We start from the raw sequence: 15,756 nt of genomic DNA, 5'->3' as shown, positions 1-15,756 counted from the left end.
AAGGTTAGTCATACGACACGATTGGTCGCGTAGGTCATTTGGTCTTGCTGGGTGTGGCAATCCGTCAAGAACCTCTAGGGCCCCGGGCGAAGCCCGGGGCCCTGTTCTGCGTTCCCGGATGTCACAGCCTCCCGGGCGTGTCGCCCCCGTATCGAGCCCCAGCGGGAATACGTTGGGCCTTGCCACACCAACTAACAGCTCGATCACAAGGAGATGTCCATGAACGTCCCATTGACATTCCGCGACCGTGAGGTGCTTGACGATGGATACACGCTCGACCGGTAGGTCGATCTGCTGCAGGTCAGCTCTGCCCCACTCCGGCGGTGGGGCGTGATCGCGCGCGCCGACAGGAAGAAGCCGGTTCGTAAGAAGCCGCCAAACAAGCTGACCGGCGATCAGCTTTACGAGCTTGAACTCGAGGACCGCCGGGTGACAGCGATGAAGGTACGCGCCGTCACGACCTTCGTCATGTTCCTTGGGGCGGCTCTGTTTGTGCTCGCACTGACCCCCGTCGCTGCGCAGTTCGCCGGAGAGGAGACCGTTCTCAATGTGACGGTGAGCTTGGCGATCGGGGTCAGCCTGGTCGGAGTCGCCGCAGCGATCGGCGCCTGGGGCCGGTGGGAGCGCAAGCGGGCGAACGTCCTGGACGCACGCAACGGCGCCCTGTGCGAGGGAGTTCATGACCTGCAGAAGAGGTTGAAAGATGCTGGAAAGCCCCACCACGTCTCTGCTGCCGTACAGGCCGCCCTCGCGGCCTCAAAGTGACGATTCAGCGTGCTTAGGCTTCCCTTACCACCTAAACTGTGGGTCTAGGTCCACAATGATGGTAGGCGCAGGGCCGTTCGGCCAGCCCGAGGAGAGACATGAGCAACTCGTTCGCCACGTTTAGCTTCCTTCTTGGAAGCTTTGCTGTCGCGTCCTGGGTCGTTCTCTATGGGCGCCCACTTGTCGCGACCTCACGCTTCCGCTACGAGCTCACAACGCTCCGCGACGGTGTCGAAAACGATGTGTTCTCAGGCCGGCTCCCTGATGAGGAACCAGTCGAGTTCTTCTGGGTGAAGTGCAACGCAATGCTTGCTCAGCCAGGCATGATCTCGTTCTCATCTCTCGTGGCACATGACGTTGTTGGCACCTACGTAAAACGCCCTCCGGTGCCTCATCTCGGAAGCCTCAAGGTTGAAGATCGCAACCGTATGGAGCAGTACGAGACCAAGTTGATCGACGCCATGGCCGGCTACATTGCCAACGGATCCCGCGCTTGGGCGCTCATCTGGCTCGTGAACAGGGTGAATCGCACGGCACAGACGAAACCGCGCGCTGCGACTGCCGACCCCGTAAAGCTCGCCAGGGAGTACAACGAGTCAATGGAGAGCGCTCGTACTCGCACACCGAATGGCAAACTGGGACTGGCCCCAAAGCTTCAGCCGGTCTGCTGAAATCCGGGCCGGCTGCCATGATCACGCCGTTGACGATGTCGTACGCGGAGTTCGACACAGCTTCCGATGAGGAGCTCGTGGACGCCTACGTGCGCGACGGCCGAACGAAGGCCGAGGCCGAGGCCTATGTCGCTGCAGTGCGCGGCGACGGCATCGTCGACTGACTTAGTGCTGTTTGGGCCGTGCCGGCCGCAGCCCGTTCGTGTCCGGGAACTTGTCGACGTTCATCGGGGGCGTCCTCCCTGGTGGTTGCGGCCGCTCTGGTAGTTGCCGTGGCTGGCGATGCGGGACTCGATACGGCCGTCGACGAAGCGGAAGATCCCGTCCTTGTCGACGCCCACACGTGCGCCGACGAGCTCGGAGGACACGACGTACGGGCCTGACGGGGCGGCGCTGGGGGCGGCGGCCACGGACAGGGCCGGGGAGCCATAGGTGGCTGCTGCGGACCGGAACGACTGGTCCCATGCGTCGCTGACTCCGCCGCCGTCGGCGAATCGGGGTCGGTTCCCGGCGCGGACGGCCGCACGCATGGCGTACATGGCGCCTTGGCCGCCTACAGCGGCGACTTCGGCCGCGGTCCACATGTGTTCGCCGACCGATGCGGCGATGAGGATGTTGTCCTCACGGGGGCCGCCGACCCCGTTGATCTCGCCACCGTCAGCTCTGCGTCCGCCGAAGGCCCTGTCGACGGCCGGGTTGTTGCCCCCAGTCCCCGGATCGGTGTACGACCGCTTGATGGTCTCCTGGATCGTGGTCAGGGTCACCGTGGCGGAGTCGCCATCGACGTCTTGAAGCGCCTTCTTAACGGCACGGATCACCGGCTTCGCGAGGTCGAGCGCTTTCATGATCGTCTTGACCTGGTTGGGAGTCAGCTCGTATTGCTCGGCGAGCGCGAGCACATCGTCTTTAGATTCCACTGCCCCGGGGGTGAGGATCGTGGTGACGGCCTCCGTAGGAAGCCCTTGTAGTTCTTGGACGTACTCCCCGAAACCGTTGATGAGCAGGTTGTAGCCGTTCGCGGCCTCATCGACGGCCCGGGCCTGCTTGCGGGCCTTCGCAGCGGCCTTGTCGTATTCGGCGTTGAGATCCTTCAGGGCGTTGCGAACCTGCGCCGCGCGCTCACCGTCTGTCTCCAGGAACGGGACAAGGCTGCCCGCCTCCTTCGACCAATTCGTCCACGACGACTGGTCGTTGACGATTTCGCTCATCACCTCTCGGACGTACTCCCCCTCGGAGCCGCTGCTGGCCAACGACTCAGCAAGCTTGTCGAGATTGATGCCGAGGTCGCCCGCGTACTTGCCTACGCTGCCGCCATCGAGGCTCTTCTGAATCGCGGCGAGCGTGTCCTGGGTCGCTCTCCCGCCCTCTGAGAAGGTTCGCGTGAAGTCTTTACTCTGGTCGCCCGTCGTCTTGAGCAGGTCCTGTACGTTGCCGAATACGTGTCCTGCCTCGGCCAGCCCGAAGGTGGCGCCGATGAGCAGCGCGTTCCCTTTAAGGCTGCCCGCGAGCGCGCCGAATCCGCGGGCACCCTTCGCGGCGTCGTCGCCACCCTTCTTGGCGTTGCCGCCGAACAGCATCAGACTGCTCCCGGCGCTGTCACTGAGTCCGGGCAGCGGGCCGAGCCGGTTGGAGAGGGTCTTCGCGCCTGCCGCAAGGATCAAGGCCTGCTGGGCGGCGTCAGGAAGGCTGTTGAACCCCTCGACCAGGGGCGTGACGACGTCGGCTGCGGCCTCGAGCACGTCGACCGCGAGGCCCGCAGCTGTGCGGAGGGCGGGGAAGCCTTCCTTGGCCAGCTCGGCGAGGGTGGAGGCCAGTGGGGCCATCTCGTCGAGAAAGTCCGAGATCGCGGCGCCGCCGTCGGCTGCCCAAGACTCGAAATCGCCGTCGGCGGCCAGGCCTGAGGCGCGGTCAGCCAGGTCCTGGATGGTGGGCGCGAGTCCCTTGCCGATCTGGATCTTCGCGGTCTCGACAGCACCGTTGAGCTGCTCGAGGCTGCCCGCGGTGCCGCTCATGCCGGCATCGGCGAGCTTCTGCGCCGCCTTCAGGTCGGAGGTCTCCTTGACAAGACCTCGCACACCTTCAGCGCCCTCGTTGACCAGCACGTTCGCCGCGCGTCGCGCGTCAGCGCCGAAGACCGTCGACAGCGACGCCGACCGCTCTTCGGCGGACATGCCCTTGTAGGCCTGCTGCAGGCGACCGGCGATCTGCTCAGCGGACACGAACTCACCGTTCGCGTTCGTGAACTTCAGACCGAGCCGCCCCATCTCGTTGGCGGCCTCAGATGTCTGCGGCACCAGCCGCGTCAGCATGGTCCGCAGCGACGTGCCAGCGTCCGACCCCTGAATACCCGCGTTCGAGAAAGCCGCAAGGATTGCGGTGGTCTCCTGGACTGACAGGCCCACCGAGTCGGCCTCCGTCCCTGCCTGCGCGAGGGCCTGCGTGATGTCCTGCACATCAGCGGTCGACGCGTTCGCCGCACCAGCGAGAGCAGCGACCGCTGCCCCTGTGTCCTCAGCGCTCAGACCGAACGCGCCCATCGTGTTGACCACAGACTCCGCGGCGTCGCCGAGCTCAAGCCCACCTGCAGCGGCAAGCGTGAGGGAGTTCCGCAGCGCGCCGGCCTCGATCTGCGCAGTCGACAGACCGCCCTTCGCCAGCTCGAGCATCGCCTCCGAGGCGTCCTTGGCTGAGAAGACCGTGTCGGCGCCGAGCTTCATGGCCAGGTCGTCGAGCCGTTCCATGCCGGCGGCCGGCGCGTCGGTGGCTACCGCGACCTGCGCCATGGTCTTGGAGTACACAGCTTCCAGCATCGCGGAGTCCCGGATGAGGTCGCCGATCTTCCAGGCGGCCCCTATCCCGACGCCGGCGGCGAGGAATTTGCCGACCGACAGTGACGACCTGTCCATCTGCTTGCGCAGACGCTCGGTCTCCGCTTCGGCGGAGCGCATTTGCCGCTTGTACTGGTCCATCTCCGCGCGAAGCCGGACGATGACCTGACGGGTCTCGACACTCATGTGCTGTCCTCTCAGATCCCAGTCGCCTGGGAGATCGCCTTCATCAGGTCCGGGACGCGCCGGTCGAACGCCGGCGACATGAACGGCTGCGGGGGGTGCGCCTCGGTGCCGAACTCCACGAAGCCGGCGTACTCGGCAGTCGGACCAATCAGGGCACCCATGCCGTCGTCGTCGACGGTGACGCCGATCGACCCGACAAGAAATCCCGTGTCGACGGGAGCGAGCTGTTGTGCGTCGTGCTGGATGTCGAACGCGGTCTTTCGGATCGCAGCCGACACCAACGGGCGGGCCTTCGCGGGAGCCCCAGCGAGGTCAGCGATGAGCGTGTTCATCTGCGAGGTGTCAAACATCGGCGGGCACCTCGTCCTGGACTTGCGCTGCCAAGACCCAGGCGCGTAGTGCCTGGAGCATGAGCGCGGGGTCAGCGTCCTTTTCGCTCGCGAACTCCCGGATCGCAGCGTGGCCGAGCAAGAGGAGCGCGAATATCGTTTGGTGTGCGTCGGTCAACACCTGACGCAATCCGTCATACGACACCTCGGGCGGATCGATCATGATTCTCGTCAGCGCCTTGACGTCGCCATCCGCGAACGCCGCTAGGAGCTCCTCCGCGCGAAGGATGGCCTCAACAGTCGCGACGAACTTCGCGCCATCAGGATCAGGCGGTGGCATGCTCACGATCACCTGTCAGCGCCTCGAGCTCCGCCACGATCTCAACGCGCCGCTGCGGTGCCGACGCATGCTCCGCCTCGAGCTCGCGGATCCACGTGCCGAGGCTCGCGGTCTTGCTCCGCAACTCCTCCACCTCGTAGGTCACCTGACCGCCACGCGAGGGCGGTTGTGCATCGAGCTCCGCCTGCAGCGCGGCGAGACGCTCGCGCTTCTCGCCGATCATCGCGTCGAAGTTCCCAACGTCCGAGTCATGCTGGGCAAGGTGGCTGCGGAGGTTGTCGACCTCGCGCTCGTACGCTGGCGCCGGGACTACAGCGCCCGGGCCCCAGACCGACGCGGTGAAGTAGTCACTCTGGGGAAGACCATGGACCAGGCCATGAACGTCCGCGAGCCTCGTGAGCCGGCCGTCAGGGCCCGGGTCATGCAGGTAGACCTGCGCCGTGGGGTCGTGGCCCTCGGCGAGATCGCGCAGGACGCCCGCTTTGGTCCGTGCCTGAAAGACACGCTGCTCGAGCTCGTGCGACTGCGGCAGATCGCCCTTGACATCGAGCAAGCCGTCCATGCCAATGGCAGCTCGCCGTTCATGTACAAACACACCCTCGTGCCGTTCGAGCTGTGCAAGGAGCTTCGCAGTCTTGGCTCGATGCGTCCGCAGAATCTGCTCAAGGACCTCGGCTTCGGTGTCGAACCCGCAGGCGTCGTGCTCAAGCACCTCAGACCGAGCCGCCGTAAGGTGCGGGGCCGCGGCGGCCGCAGTCTGTCGCGCGATGTCCCTACGATCGGAAAGCTCACGCAGCCTGGTCGACAAGACGGCCGCCTGAGCCTCGTCAGCGAGGACCGTCTGCCCCATCCGGCTGCGGATCCCCTCACCTTCGGCGGCGCACGCGATGGCCTCGGCCTCCCAACGTGCGTGGGTCTGCGCCCACTCGTTGACGGCGGCCACCAGCTGGTCTCGCTTCTCATCTGTGTTCACTCAGCTCCTCCTCCTGTGGTGCGGGGTTGGGTTGCTCCGGCTAGACGCCGGACTTGCGCTCCGCGATGACTTCCGCGAGCACCGCGGTGTTCAGGCACTCGACCGCGCTGCCGTTGGCCTTGACCAGGGTCGAAGCCACAACCGCGGCCTCTCCGAACGAGTCGAACGTGCCGGCCTCAAGATCTCGTGCGGCCTTCTCAGCAATGTCAGACGGCAGACCGACTCGCTCGAGGTCCTTCACGTTCTGATCGAGCGCAACCAGGTCGTCGACGGGAGCTCCGCCGCCGAAGATCGCGTCGAACTGGGCCTCGGACACCTCACCCCCAGGAGAGGGCCAGCGGGTGGCTGGGCGTCCGAAGATCGCGTCGTACTCGGCTTCCGTCACTTCTCGCTTAGTCATCGGTTCTTCTTTCGCGTCATCAGGTATTCGTCGACCTCGGACCGATCGATCACCCACCGCCCGTTCAACCGGGTGGCGCTGAGGATCTCATCCGCGCACAACTTCCGAACCCAGCGCGGCGATCTCCTCAGCAACCCGGCCACCACGGTCGTGTCCAAGGAGGAGGGACGTTCCAAGCCTGACCCAACTTCCGCAACCGCTACTTCCGCGCTTCCGATGGCGGAAGCGGCCGAGTCAACCTCAGCCCGCCACCACCTGCGCCCCTCGCGGAGATAGGTTCTTGCCTGCTCCAGTTGACGGGCGTACTCCGGCCGCTCGAACTTCCTCGCACGCGCGATCATCGCGTCCCACCGCTCGCGCGGAATCTCGCTCATGATGAAAACCGCTACGTACGGCGGGACGACCGCGAGCGGCGGCGGAGGAGGTCGCTCAGTCATCGCTGAACCGATCGGTGATGAGGAAGAATTGGCGCTCGTCAGACCATGTATTTAGGTAGCGCCGGCCGGCGGCGGTCGATGTCTGCGCGAAGTCCCGCGCCATCAGCATCAACATCAGATAGATCGTCGACTCGTCCAGCCCCTCAAGGACCGTGCGCGCCGCTTCCAAAGCTGCGGCACCGTCCGCGGTGGCGCTCACGGCGCGAACAAGCCTGAGCTGGTGCTCCCACGGATCCTCGTCGAATGGTGGCTGCACAGCGTTCGAGAAGCGGTGCAGCTTATCGGCGATGAGTGCCCTGGCCTTCAGCAGCGGCTGAGATCCCCAGAGCCGCCTCGCCACCGCGCGGCCGAACGACTCGACGAAACATGCCCGGCTGTGTTCGCCGGCCACTACCGTTCACCCCAGACCCAAACACTGGAGCACTCCGTGACCGAACCCCTGCCCGACACCTGGCACTCACGCGACCTCGTCGTCCTCCGCGCCGTAGTTCGGCAGTACGACAACAACCTGCAGCCCGTGAGTGCCGGCGAAATTGAAGAAGCGACAGGACTCGATTCGGGAAACGCGCCACCCCGCGATGGATCTTCTGGCGCTTTTAGCCGACGACCCAGTGTCATATCTGGTCCCGTAGGAGCCGTATCACTGCAGCAGGTCACGGAGTGCCCAATCACGGGATGTTCACACATCGGACTCCCCAACCGCCCGAGCCAGGACCCCGAACCGGCGCAACTGAATCCACTCCCGAACGGCCCGCCGGCTCCTCCGCGGCCGCGAGGTCCAGATCGACTCCACCGCCAGCATCGTCGCTACCCGCCGCAGATCATCAGCGCCCAGATCGGAAGCCAAGACGCGGACGGCCTCGATCGCAGCATTCATGTCCGTCGCATCCACCGCAGCGGTCAGCATGTCCAGCCCGTACGTGTAGATGTCCTCCGCCGAGCTGCTCATCTGTTCGGTCCTCTCAGTGTGGTTACATGCCCGACGAGTGGCACGTTTGCGCAGGTCACAGGCTTGGCGGTCACGCACTGGTCACGCATCCAATCCCCCAGCCGCCGGCGGCCCGGCCGCGATCGCGCGCAGCTCACGAGGAACGACGACCGCAACCGTCGGCTCCCACATCCGAACTACGAGCCTCTCAGCCTCGTGATGGCCAGCCAGTGCCTCAAGCACTTCGTCACGCAAACGATCAAGCGACCGCCGGATGACCCCAGCGACCAACAGACCGTCCGACTCAGCCAACTGAGTGCGCCGCTCCTCGATCCGGGCGTCGAGCACCGTCTTCGCCAGCCGGTTGGTCCGATCGACCCAGGCGCCCATCGCAGCGACGTCAGCGTCAGTCGCGATGCCGGCCCGGAACCGCCGATAGAGGTGTTGGTAGATCGTGTCGCCGTCCTGCATTGTCGACACCAAGATCTCGCCCGCGTCCCTAGTGGACTGCGGAGCAGCCCGCGCAGCCTCGGCCGCCGCGATACGCGCCTCCCTCGACGCCCGCACCTGCGGCGCGTTCCCGCCGTGCAATCGGCAAGGACCGCCACCGACAACACGGATCCGACAACGTTCGCCGGTCATCTTCGATGTCGCGGTGCATTGTTGGGCCAACGGGTTCGGAACAGCCATCACAACCTCCCTATGAGGTCGACCTGCTTATGAGGTCGACGACCGAAATACCGTCGTACGCCAGGCCGGCGGGGCCGGCGGCGCTGGCGTCGGTTGGATGGTCCGGGCTGGGGGTCATGAGATCTCTCTTTCGTCGGTGTTGGTGCCGTCTTGGTCCCAGGTCTCACCTATAAGGGCGGTGGGACCTGTGGGACCTTCCACCGGATCTTGTGGGACCTCGTGGGACCTGTGGGACTCCTGCAGGTCAGGGCGTGTCTGGGGGGTTGGGACCTCATGGGACTTGACGAGTTCGAAGTGGGGGCGGCTTTTGGTGCCGGTGTCGATGACGTGGCCGGCTTCCATGAGCTCGGTTCGGGCGCGGTAGAACGTGGACTTCTTGAGTCCGGACGCTTCTTGTAGCTGGGTGGTTGATGCGCCGTTGGGGAAGGTGCGACGAAGGGTGTCGATGAGTCGTATTTGGGACTCGGTGGCGACGGGCGTGGTGGTCCCGGCTTCTTCGAGGACGAGGGAGGGGCCAACGACGCTGGCGTGGAGGCGGTGGATGCGGCCGCCTGGTCCGTCTTTCATTTTGGTGTTCTCGAGATGGAGGTTCGTGTCGTCGCGTTTGGCGTGCCAGACGACGTCGGCGTCGTCTTCGATGCCTGAGTAGCCGCGGGAGTCGTTGTCGCCTTTGTCGGTGTGTGCGACGACCAGGACTGATCCGTTGTCGGTGGCGTGCTTGAGGCGGTCGATGTTGTCGACGACGGCGCCCATTTCGGAGCTGTTGCCGTCGGCGGTGCCGGCGACTCGTCGGAGGGTGTCGATGATGACGAGGCCGTAGCCACCTTCGGTGACGGTGTCGAGGAGGTGGTCGAAGGCGGCACCGGGCTTGAACATGGAGGGGGCGGTTCGACGGATGGTGAGCATGTGGGCGGGAATTTTGATGCCCCAGGCCTGTTCCCAGGCGTCGGCCCTGGCGGCGAGACCGTAGGCGCCTTCCCCGGCGATGTACAGCACGCGGACGGTTTGGGCGGGGTGCCCTTGCCAGGTGCGGCCGGTGGCGAGGGAGAGACCCCAGTCGAGAGCGACGAACGACTTGAACGAGTCGTCGCGACCGCGGAGGATGCCGTAGGCGTGGCGGGTGAGGACTCCGTCGATGAGCGGCTCGGGTGCTGGGAGGTTGTTCAAACCGTCGCGATCGAGATACTCCTGTTGGAAATCAGCGGCCGGCGCTGGTGGGCCCGCGTCGGGCGGCTGTCGTCCGTGGATAGCGAGGTATCTGGCGGCGCGACCGACTGTGGTGGTGCGGGCGTCGGCGGCGTGACCTTCCCAAGCGTCAAGATCTGTGAGGTAGTCCCGACAGACTTCGATCACGTCTGGTGGGATGTCCGGGTGGTCATCGACCTCGAGGGTGGCGTCGGTTTCCCATGCGGCTTTGAGCTCGCGGAGGGCTGTGTCGGTCGGGCTGATGCCAGCTTCGAAGAGTTCGGCTGCGGCCTCGAGGGGAGTGACGAGGGGGTCGTTTCCTTCGTTGAGGCGGGTGGCATTGGTGAGCCTGGCGACGCAGTCCAGGCACCAGGGGTGGTCGGCTGTGGCGTGGGTGCCGGCCGTGTGGTCTGCTGTGGCGTTCTCAGCGAGGAGCCGGGCGCGGAGGATGTCTCGATCGTTGAGTGCGTGTGATGTGACTCGCCAGTCGTCGGGGTCCTTGAATGGTGGGTAGGGCTCAAAAGGGTAGTCGCGCGGTGTCAGGGTCATGCGGCGGCCACGATCGCGGCGGCGACGCTGACGAAGAGGGCGAGTTCACTTTCGGTGGGTCCGTACATCTCGGCGTAGAGGGCGCGGTTGCGGCAGGCCCGGGCGGTGGCGGTGAGGCGTTCCCACCGGGCGTTGACCTCGGCGGGCGCTGAGCGGCCGTGGAAGCCATCCCGGGCCGGGCGGGCTGCCTCGAAGGCTGCGGCGCGGCGGCGCCAATACCGGGCGGTGGCTGCTGCGTATGCGTCGAAGAGGTGCTGTGAGTCCAGCAGCTCGATCCGCTGCGCGAGGGCGTCGGCTAGGTCGTCTGTTGATGCGCCGATCAACTCCCGCGACGTCTCGATGGTGGCGGTCATGCGGCGCCGCCAGGTGTCTCGTTGCGGATCTCGCCGAGCGTCCTGAGGAAGCGGGCACGAGCGAGGTCGATGACCACACTTTCGTGGCAATCGTCCGACGATGCCGGGTCAGACGGCGGGACGGAGGGTACGATCATGGGGAGCTTTCTCCTGGCCGGGGTGAGTTTCAGCGGACGACGAGGTTGGCGCCTCGTCGTCTCGCATGTCAGGGGCTAGACCGCAGGTCTCGTAGAACGCCGCGGTCGGGATCCGCACGTACCGGCCGATCCGCAGAACCGGCAGTTGGCCAGCGCCGATCGCCGCACGAATGACCTTCTCGCCCTCGTGGCTGATTTCGGCGACTTCAGCGACTGAGAGCCACGGACGCTCGCGAGGTGTCGGGAGCCTCATGACGCGGCCACGCCAGGCTGGCCCGCCCGGAGCATACGGAGCGCCTGGAGGTATCGCGTGGCGTCGTCGCCACGCGGCGCACGAGCTCCGGTTTCCCACCTCCATACAGTTGATGAGTGGACACGGCAGGGGGCTGCCATTTCGCTGAGGCTGATCCCAGCTGTGATCCGAAGACGTCGGGCCTCGCCCGTGGCGATCAACTGCCGGACCTCGGCCAACCGCTCTAACTGATTCGTTCCCATGCCGACAAACGCTATGCCATTTCTTAACCATTACATAGCCGTTGACTTGCCCTTTTCTTGGTACTTTTCTTTGGATAAGCCTTGCCACTTCTTTGCCACTTGTGCACACTAGTGTCATGTCACCCCGAGAACACGATTACAACGAACTCCGTTGGCGAATCGAGAACATCGTCGAAGCACGCGTGAGCATCGAAGGTCAGTCCTTTCCTCGACGATTCGATGCTCGCCTCAGCCACCCCAACTGGCCACTCACCGCGGTCGTGACGGTCGGAATGGACGCCGAGCGGGGACCGGTACTGACGGGCGTCCGCGCCCTCGTCAACCCCGACACCTCGAAGCCCATCCATACGGTTCGCGAGGCGACCCGCCTGATCAGCGACACCATCGACGAGGCGCTGCTGCTGAGAGAGCTCGCGTCGGACGCTGTCGGCGAGGTCGTGAAGTGGGCCCTGTACAACGACGGGCCTGCCGCGATTCAAATGTCAGAGGAAGAGATGCAGGAACGCATTACCGAAATGAACAGCGCCGCCGAACTGGCCCGTCGGGATGCATACCCCGTCAGCCAACCTCGACGCAGACGCCTAATTACGACTGCGTACCTCCAAGAGGTGGCGCGGGTGTACCGCGACGCCATGTCTGAAGGTCTTGCGCCGACGAAGGCTGTTGAGAAGCACTTCCAGACGTCGTACTCCAACGCCGCGAAGTACGTAGCGCGCGCACGACAGGCTGGGCAGCTGGGAGAAGCGAAGGGCACGCAGCCAGGAGAACAGTCATGAGTGACGGGCGCCGCGGCAGCGTAAAGCAGGCTGAGAACGGGACCTGGTTCTTCGCGGTCGACATCGACTCCACGGAGTTCGGCCCCTCCGGGAAACCGAAGCGCCGTCAAACCCGCCGGCGCGGGTTCAAGACGAAGCGGGAGGCTCAGGCCGAGCTCACTCGGATCCTCACGTCGATCGAGAAGGTCGAGTACGTCATCCCCAGCCGGCAGACACTGCGAGAGTACCTCGAGGCGACTTGGCTGCCCGCGATCGAGCACACGGTGAAGCCGTCGACGTTCGACTCGTACAAGCGGAACATTCGCCTACACGTCTCCGGCAGGTTCATCGGGTCCCGCCAGCTGCAGAAGCTCGACGGCGCACAGCTCAACGCGCTGTACTCGCTGCTCCTGCAGGGCGATGACGATCACCGCAAGCTGTCGGTGAAGACAGTTCGCTATATTTCCCAGATCCTCCACCGCGCCTGCAAAGACGCGATGAAGTGGGGCGCGCTCAGTCACAACCCGGTCGAGCGTTCTGACCCGCCTAAGCCGGTGGCGTCCAGGGAGATGAACGTCTGGACCCCGGCGGAGGCCCGTACGTTCCTCGCATCGGTCGCGGACAGCCGCCTGTATGGCGCCTACCAGCTGCTGCTCTACACCGGCATGCGCCGCGGGGAGATGCTCGGCCTGCGGTGGTCTGACATCGACCTCGAGGCGAACCGTCTGCAGATCGTTCGGTCTTACGTCGCCACCGGTGCGCAGCGCAGGGGTGAGCTGGCGGCCGAGTTCAGCAGCCCCAAGACCACGAAGGGCCGCCGGCACCTGGCGCTCGACGTCGACACGATCGCCGCTCTCCGCGCACACAAGGCTCGACAGAATCAGGACAAGCTCCTGCTCGGCGAGGGGTATGACGACCAAGGGGTCGTGTTCGCTGAGGCCGATGGCCGCCCGATCCACCCCAAGACGATGTCGTGGTACTTCGTGCGCGACATCGCGAAGGCCGACGTCCCGGAGATCCGGCTCCACGACCTGCGCCACACTTACGCCACGGTTTCACTCAACGCCGGCGTGCACCCCCGCATCGTCCAGGAGCGCCTCGGCCACGCCTCCGTGGCCATCACCCTCGACGTCTACAGTCACGTCGACATGAACATGCAGGCCGAGGCCGCCGCCCGGGTAGCCACTCTCCTGACGGGTGGACCCTCATGAGCCGCGAGGACGACATCGCGGCAGTCCATAAGGCTGCCACCACCAAGGACTACGTCGGGCTCCGCATGCTCGAGCTCACCCTGGATCCGGAAGTCTTCGAGGCTGGCGCCGCCCTGATCCTCGCAACGCTACCGCTTCAGACGGAGGCAGAGGACCGCAACATGGCGATGTTGGTGTACCTGGCGCAGCACGCGCCCGACCTACCGATTGGTAAGGGCATCGCGTCGCTGACCGCAGACGAGCTCCTCGAGCTGCACCGGATCATATTCGGAGACGACGAATGAGCGTCCGTGACCAATCCGTGACCATTCGGGTCGTGCACCGCGTATCGAGCACCACCGCCCTTACGCTGACCAGCGCAAACGTGGACCGTGGGCGGTGCTCCCGGTGGGGGTCGAACCCACACTGCGACGGTTTTAAGCCATCTGCCTCTGCCAGTTGGGCTACGGGAGCCTCGCTCAGCCTATGCGGGACGAGAGAATCTGGTCTTGTCAGACCCCTTCCGGACAGAACCAGATTCTCTCGTCCCTCCACAGGGTTTGCGGCCTAGACCGGGATCCACAGCCCGCCAGCGCGGAGCCTCCTCGGCGCGGCGAGATCGACCAGCCTCAGGGCATGTCGATCATCGAGGACCAGCACGGCGTCCTCACACGCATCCAGGCGCTGGAGCTCATGAGTCGCCATCACCTCTATCGACTTGTCGAGTCCGGCATATGGCGCAGCCCGGCACGGGGCGTATTCGTCAACCACAACGGCCCACTCACTCCCACGCAGCGTGACTGGGTCGCACTGCTCGCCGCGCCGCCGGGGTCCGTGCTCGGAGGTCTGACCGCGCTGTCCCACGAGGACTTCGACGCATTCCGGGTCGGCAGACCGACGGTCGTGGCGAAGATGGGCGCTTCGCCGTTCGCGTACGACGACGTCGACCTTCACTGGTCGACGTACCTCGACACCCGGGACGTGCACCCGCTTCGGCTCCCTCCCCGCACCCGGCCGGCGCGCAGTGTCGTGGACGCCGCGTCCTGGGAGAAGAGCGAACGGCGAGCTCGTGCCATCGTCCTCGCCGCAGCCCAGCACGGAATCGTCTCGACCCGTCACCTGCGCGAGGCCCTGACCCGGCGCGGAGCCTGCCGCCATCGCGCCCTCATCGTCGAGTCCTATCTCGATGCTGCTGGAGGCATCCAGTCTTTGCCGGAGCGCGACTTCGACCAGATCCGCCTGGAGTGCCGGTTGCCGACACCCGATCGCCAGGCCGTCGTCCGGCGCCGGGACGGCAAGTACTACCTGGACGCCCGCTGGCGACGGTTCAACCTGTCCTGCGAGGTGCACGGCATACCCCACATGCGGGTGGAGAACTGGGACGAGGACCTGCTCCGACTCAACGAGGTGTCGATCCGCGGGGATCGCACCCTCGTCTTCAGCTCATACGCGATCCGCCGGCTGCGCAGCACCGTCAAGGACCAGCTGCTCCGGATGACCGCCTGAGGGACGGGAGAATCTGGTCTTGTCAGACCCCTTCCGGACAGAACCAGATTCTCCCGTCCCTCAGGCGGTCAGACTGCGACGATGTCCCACGCGATGCCGTCGAGGATGTCGTGCTCGCTGACCACGAGGGTCTCGGTGTCGAGCGGCAGGAGGTCGATCAACCGGTCCAGGATCAGCGCGCCGGCACCGATCACGTCAGCACGACCGGGATGCATGAATGGCAGGGCGCGGCGGTCCGCGACGGACATCTGGACGAGAGACAGGCACGCGACGCGTACGTCATCGAGCGCCAGCACGGCACCGTGGATCCTGCCCGAGTCGTATGACGGGAGGGCCAGCGAGTGGGCGGCGACTGTCGTGATCGTCCCCGCGACCCCGACGATTGATCCGAGCGGGGAGAGCCGCGCCGCAGTGATCTGGTCGACGACAGGTGCCAGGACGCTGTCCAGGTGGTTCATGCAGTCAGTGACCTCCGCGACCGACACAGGATCACTCGCCAGGTATCTCTCAGTGAGACGCACCGAACCGACGTCCAGGGAGACGGACCACTCGATCTCCTCGCCGGACCCGACGACAAGCTCGGTGGACCCGCCGCCGATGTCGACGACGAGCGTGCGTGCACGCTCCAGGTCACGCGTCGCGCCGAGGAACGACGCCCGCGCCTCATCTAGTCCGGCCAGCACGATCGGTCGAACGCCGAGTATGCCCTCGACGGCGTCCTCGAACTCTGTTGCGTTGTCGGCGTCCCGCACCGCCGAGGTGGCACAGAACCGGACGTCGTCGGCGCCGAACATCGCGATCAGCTCGGCATACTCGCGGGTCGCCTGAAGTGTGCGATCGATCGCCGCGCCGGAGAGGTGTCCGCTCACGTCGACTCCGGCCCCCAACCTCACGACCCGCATCTCACGCACCAGGTCGGTCTTGGAGCGGCCCTCGACGTCGGTGATCAGCAGGCGGATGGAGTTGGTTCCGCAGTCGATCGCGGCCACGCGTGTGCGCTGGTCAGACATGGGACGACCCTATCGGCACGCTTCGCGAC

Annotated in this window: 20 protein-coding genes and 1 tRNA gene; 7 read left to right on the top strand and 14 right to left on the bottom strand. The window is 65.5% G+C overall.

The features are described from left to right. The first annotated feature begins 330 nt into the window (after positions 1 to 330). The 3 genes from WKF39_RS03535 to WKF39_RS03525 all read left to right on the top strand — a co-directional run bounded on the left by WKF39_RS03535 (position 331) and on the right by WKF39_RS03525 (position 1,600). The gene (locus WKF39_RS03535) at positions 331 to 765 is read left to right on the top strand and encodes a hypothetical protein (protein WP_340385847.1); all 435 of its coding nucleotides are present in this window, start codon (positions 331 to 333) and stop codon (positions 763 to 765) included. 98 nt (positions 766 to 863) lie between these two features. Then, positions 864 to 1,436 (top strand): hypothetical protein, encoded by a 573-nt coding sequence (locus WKF39_RS03530; RefSeq protein ID WP_340385846.1) that lies wholly within the window; start codon positions 864 to 866, stop codon positions 1,434 to 1,436. A 17-nt stretch (positions 1,437 to 1,453) separates the two neighbouring features. Next, positions 1,454 to 1,600: a hypothetical protein gene (locus WKF39_RS03525; protein WP_340385845.1), complete on the top strand. Its 147-nt coding sequence runs from the start codon at positions 1,454 to 1,456 to the stop codon at positions 1,598 to 1,600. Between the two features lie 60 nt (positions 1,601 to 1,660). On the opposite strand, the gene WKF39_RS03520 is transcribed toward WKF39_RS03525, so the two are convergent. From WKF39_RS03520 to WKF39_RS03465, 12 genes are all read right to left on the bottom strand, one after another. Further along, positions 1,661 to 4,450: a phage tail tape measure protein gene (locus WKF39_RS03520; RefSeq protein WP_340385844.1), complete on the bottom strand. Its 2,790-nt coding sequence runs from the start codon at positions 4,448 to 4,450 to the stop codon at positions 1,661 to 1,663. A gap of 11 nt (positions 4,451 to 4,461) precedes the next feature. Further along, positions 4,462 to 4,800: an HK97-gp10 family putative phage morphogenesis protein gene (locus WKF39_RS03515; RefSeq protein WP_340385843.1), complete on the bottom strand. Its 339-nt coding sequence runs from the start codon at positions 4,798 to 4,800 to the stop codon at positions 4,462 to 4,464. Continuing rightward, positions 4,793 to 5,125: a hypothetical protein gene (locus tag WKF39_RS03510; RefSeq protein ID WP_340385842.1), complete on the bottom strand. Its 333-nt coding sequence runs from the start codon at positions 5,123 to 5,125 to the stop codon at positions 4,793 to 4,795. The genes WKF39_RS03515 and WKF39_RS03510 overlap by 8 nt, the downstream gene beginning before the upstream one ends. After that, entirely contained in the window at positions 5,106 to 6,092 is a 987-nt protein-coding gene (locus WKF39_RS03505; RefSeq protein ID WP_340385841.1) for a hypothetical protein, read from the bottom strand. The genes WKF39_RS03510 and WKF39_RS03505 overlap by 20 nt, the downstream gene beginning before the upstream one ends. A gap of 40 nt (positions 6,093 to 6,132) precedes the next feature. Beyond that, complete coding sequence (locus tag WKF39_RS03500; RefSeq protein ID WP_340385840.1) at positions 6,133 to 6,492, bottom strand: hypothetical protein; 360 nt, start codon at positions 6,490 to 6,492, stop codon at positions 6,133 to 6,135. After that, positions 6,489 to 6,866: a helix-turn-helix domain-containing protein gene (locus tag WKF39_RS03495; protein WP_340385839.1), complete on the bottom strand. Its 378-nt coding sequence runs from the start codon at positions 6,864 to 6,866 to the stop codon at positions 6,489 to 6,491. The genes WKF39_RS03500 and WKF39_RS03495 overlap by 4 nt, the downstream gene beginning before the upstream one ends. A gap of 55 nt (positions 6,867 to 6,921) precedes the next feature. Further along, positions 6,922 to 7,320, bottom strand: a complete 399-nt coding sequence (locus WKF39_RS03490) for a hypothetical protein (protein ID WP_340385838.1) — start codon at positions 7,318 to 7,320, stop codon at positions 6,922 to 6,924. Positions 7,321 to 7,608: 288 nt separating this feature from the next. Then, positions 7,609 to 7,878: a hypothetical protein gene (locus tag WKF39_RS03485; protein ID WP_340385837.1), complete on the bottom strand. Its 270-nt coding sequence runs from the start codon at positions 7,876 to 7,878 to the stop codon at positions 7,609 to 7,611. 81 nt (positions 7,879 to 7,959) lie between these two features. Then, the gene (locus WKF39_RS03480) at positions 7,960 to 8,424 is read right to left on the bottom strand and encodes a hypothetical protein (RefSeq protein WP_340385836.1); all 465 of its coding nucleotides are present in this window, start codon (positions 8,422 to 8,424) and stop codon (positions 7,960 to 7,962) included. Between the two features lie 237 nt (positions 8,425 to 8,661). Next, positions 8,662 to 10,281: an AAA family ATPase gene (locus tag WKF39_RS03475; protein WP_340385835.1), complete on the bottom strand. Its 1,620-nt coding sequence runs from the start codon at positions 10,279 to 10,281 to the stop codon at positions 8,662 to 8,664. After that, on the bottom strand, positions 10,278 to 10,634 hold the full coding sequence (locus WKF39_RS03470; protein WP_340385834.1) for a hypothetical protein: 357 nt from the start codon (positions 10,632 to 10,634) through the stop codon (positions 10,278 to 10,280). The genes WKF39_RS03475 and WKF39_RS03470 overlap by 4 nt, the downstream gene beginning before the upstream one ends. After that, complete coding sequence (locus WKF39_RS03465; RefSeq protein WP_340385833.1) at positions 10,631 to 10,771, bottom strand: hypothetical protein; 141 nt, start codon at positions 10,769 to 10,771, stop codon at positions 10,631 to 10,633. Before WKF39_RS03465 ends, WKF39_RS03470 begins: the two co-directional genes overlap by 4 nt. Positions 10,772 to 11,382: 611 nt before the next feature. Here WKF39_RS03465 and WKF39_RS03460 point away from each other — a divergent pair. The 3 genes from WKF39_RS03460 to WKF39_RS03450 are packed head-to-tail and all read left to right on the top strand — an operon-like array spanning position 11,383 to position 13,516. Next, positions 11,383 to 12,042, top strand: coding sequence for a hypothetical protein (locus WKF39_RS03460; RefSeq protein WP_340385832.1), 660 nt, complete (start codon positions 11,383 to 11,385; stop codon positions 12,040 to 12,042). Next, a complete protein-coding gene (locus WKF39_RS03455; protein ID WP_340385831.1) occupies positions 12,039 to 13,232 on the top strand; it encodes a tyrosine-type recombinase/integrase in 1,194 nt (397 codons plus the stop codon). The genes WKF39_RS03460 and WKF39_RS03455 overlap by 4 nt, the downstream gene beginning before the upstream one ends. Continuing rightward, positions 13,229 to 13,516: a hypothetical protein gene (locus WKF39_RS03450; protein WP_340385830.1), complete on the top strand. Its 288-nt coding sequence runs from the start codon at positions 13,229 to 13,231 to the stop codon at positions 13,514 to 13,516. The genes WKF39_RS03455 and WKF39_RS03450 overlap by 4 nt, the downstream gene beginning before the upstream one ends. Positions 13,517 to 13,611: 95 nt before the next feature. Here the strand turns inward: WKF39_RS03450 and WKF39_RS03445 are convergent. Continuing rightward, positions 13,612 to 13,685 (bottom strand) — tRNA-Leu (locus WKF39_RS03445). A 162-nt stretch (positions 13,686 to 13,847) separates the two neighbouring features. Here WKF39_RS03445 and WKF39_RS03440 point away from each other — a divergent pair. Further along, complete coding sequence (locus tag WKF39_RS03440) at positions 13,848 to 14,717, top strand: type IV toxin-antitoxin system AbiEi family antitoxin domain-containing protein (protein ID WP_340385829.1); 870 nt, start codon at positions 13,848 to 13,850, stop codon at positions 14,715 to 14,717. Between the two features lie 68 nt (positions 14,718 to 14,785). Here WKF39_RS03440 and WKF39_RS03435 read toward each other — a convergent pair whose 3' ends face one another. Then, positions 14,786 to 15,727 carry a Ppx/GppA phosphatase family protein gene (locus WKF39_RS03435; RefSeq protein ID WP_340385828.1) on the bottom strand — a complete coding sequence of 314 codons (942 nt, stop codon included), beginning with the start codon at positions 15,725 to 15,727 and terminating at the stop codon, positions 14,786 to 14,788. Positions 15,728 to 15,756: the final 29 nt, after the last annotated feature.

Source organism: Aeromicrobium sp., assembly GCF_037719875.1.
Classification (GTDB): Bacteria; Actinomycetota; Actinomycetes; order Propionibacteriales; family Nocardioidaceae; genus Aeromicrobium.
Note: the sequence above shows the minus strand (reverse complement) of the source record. Positions and strands in the feature narration are given on the sequence as shown.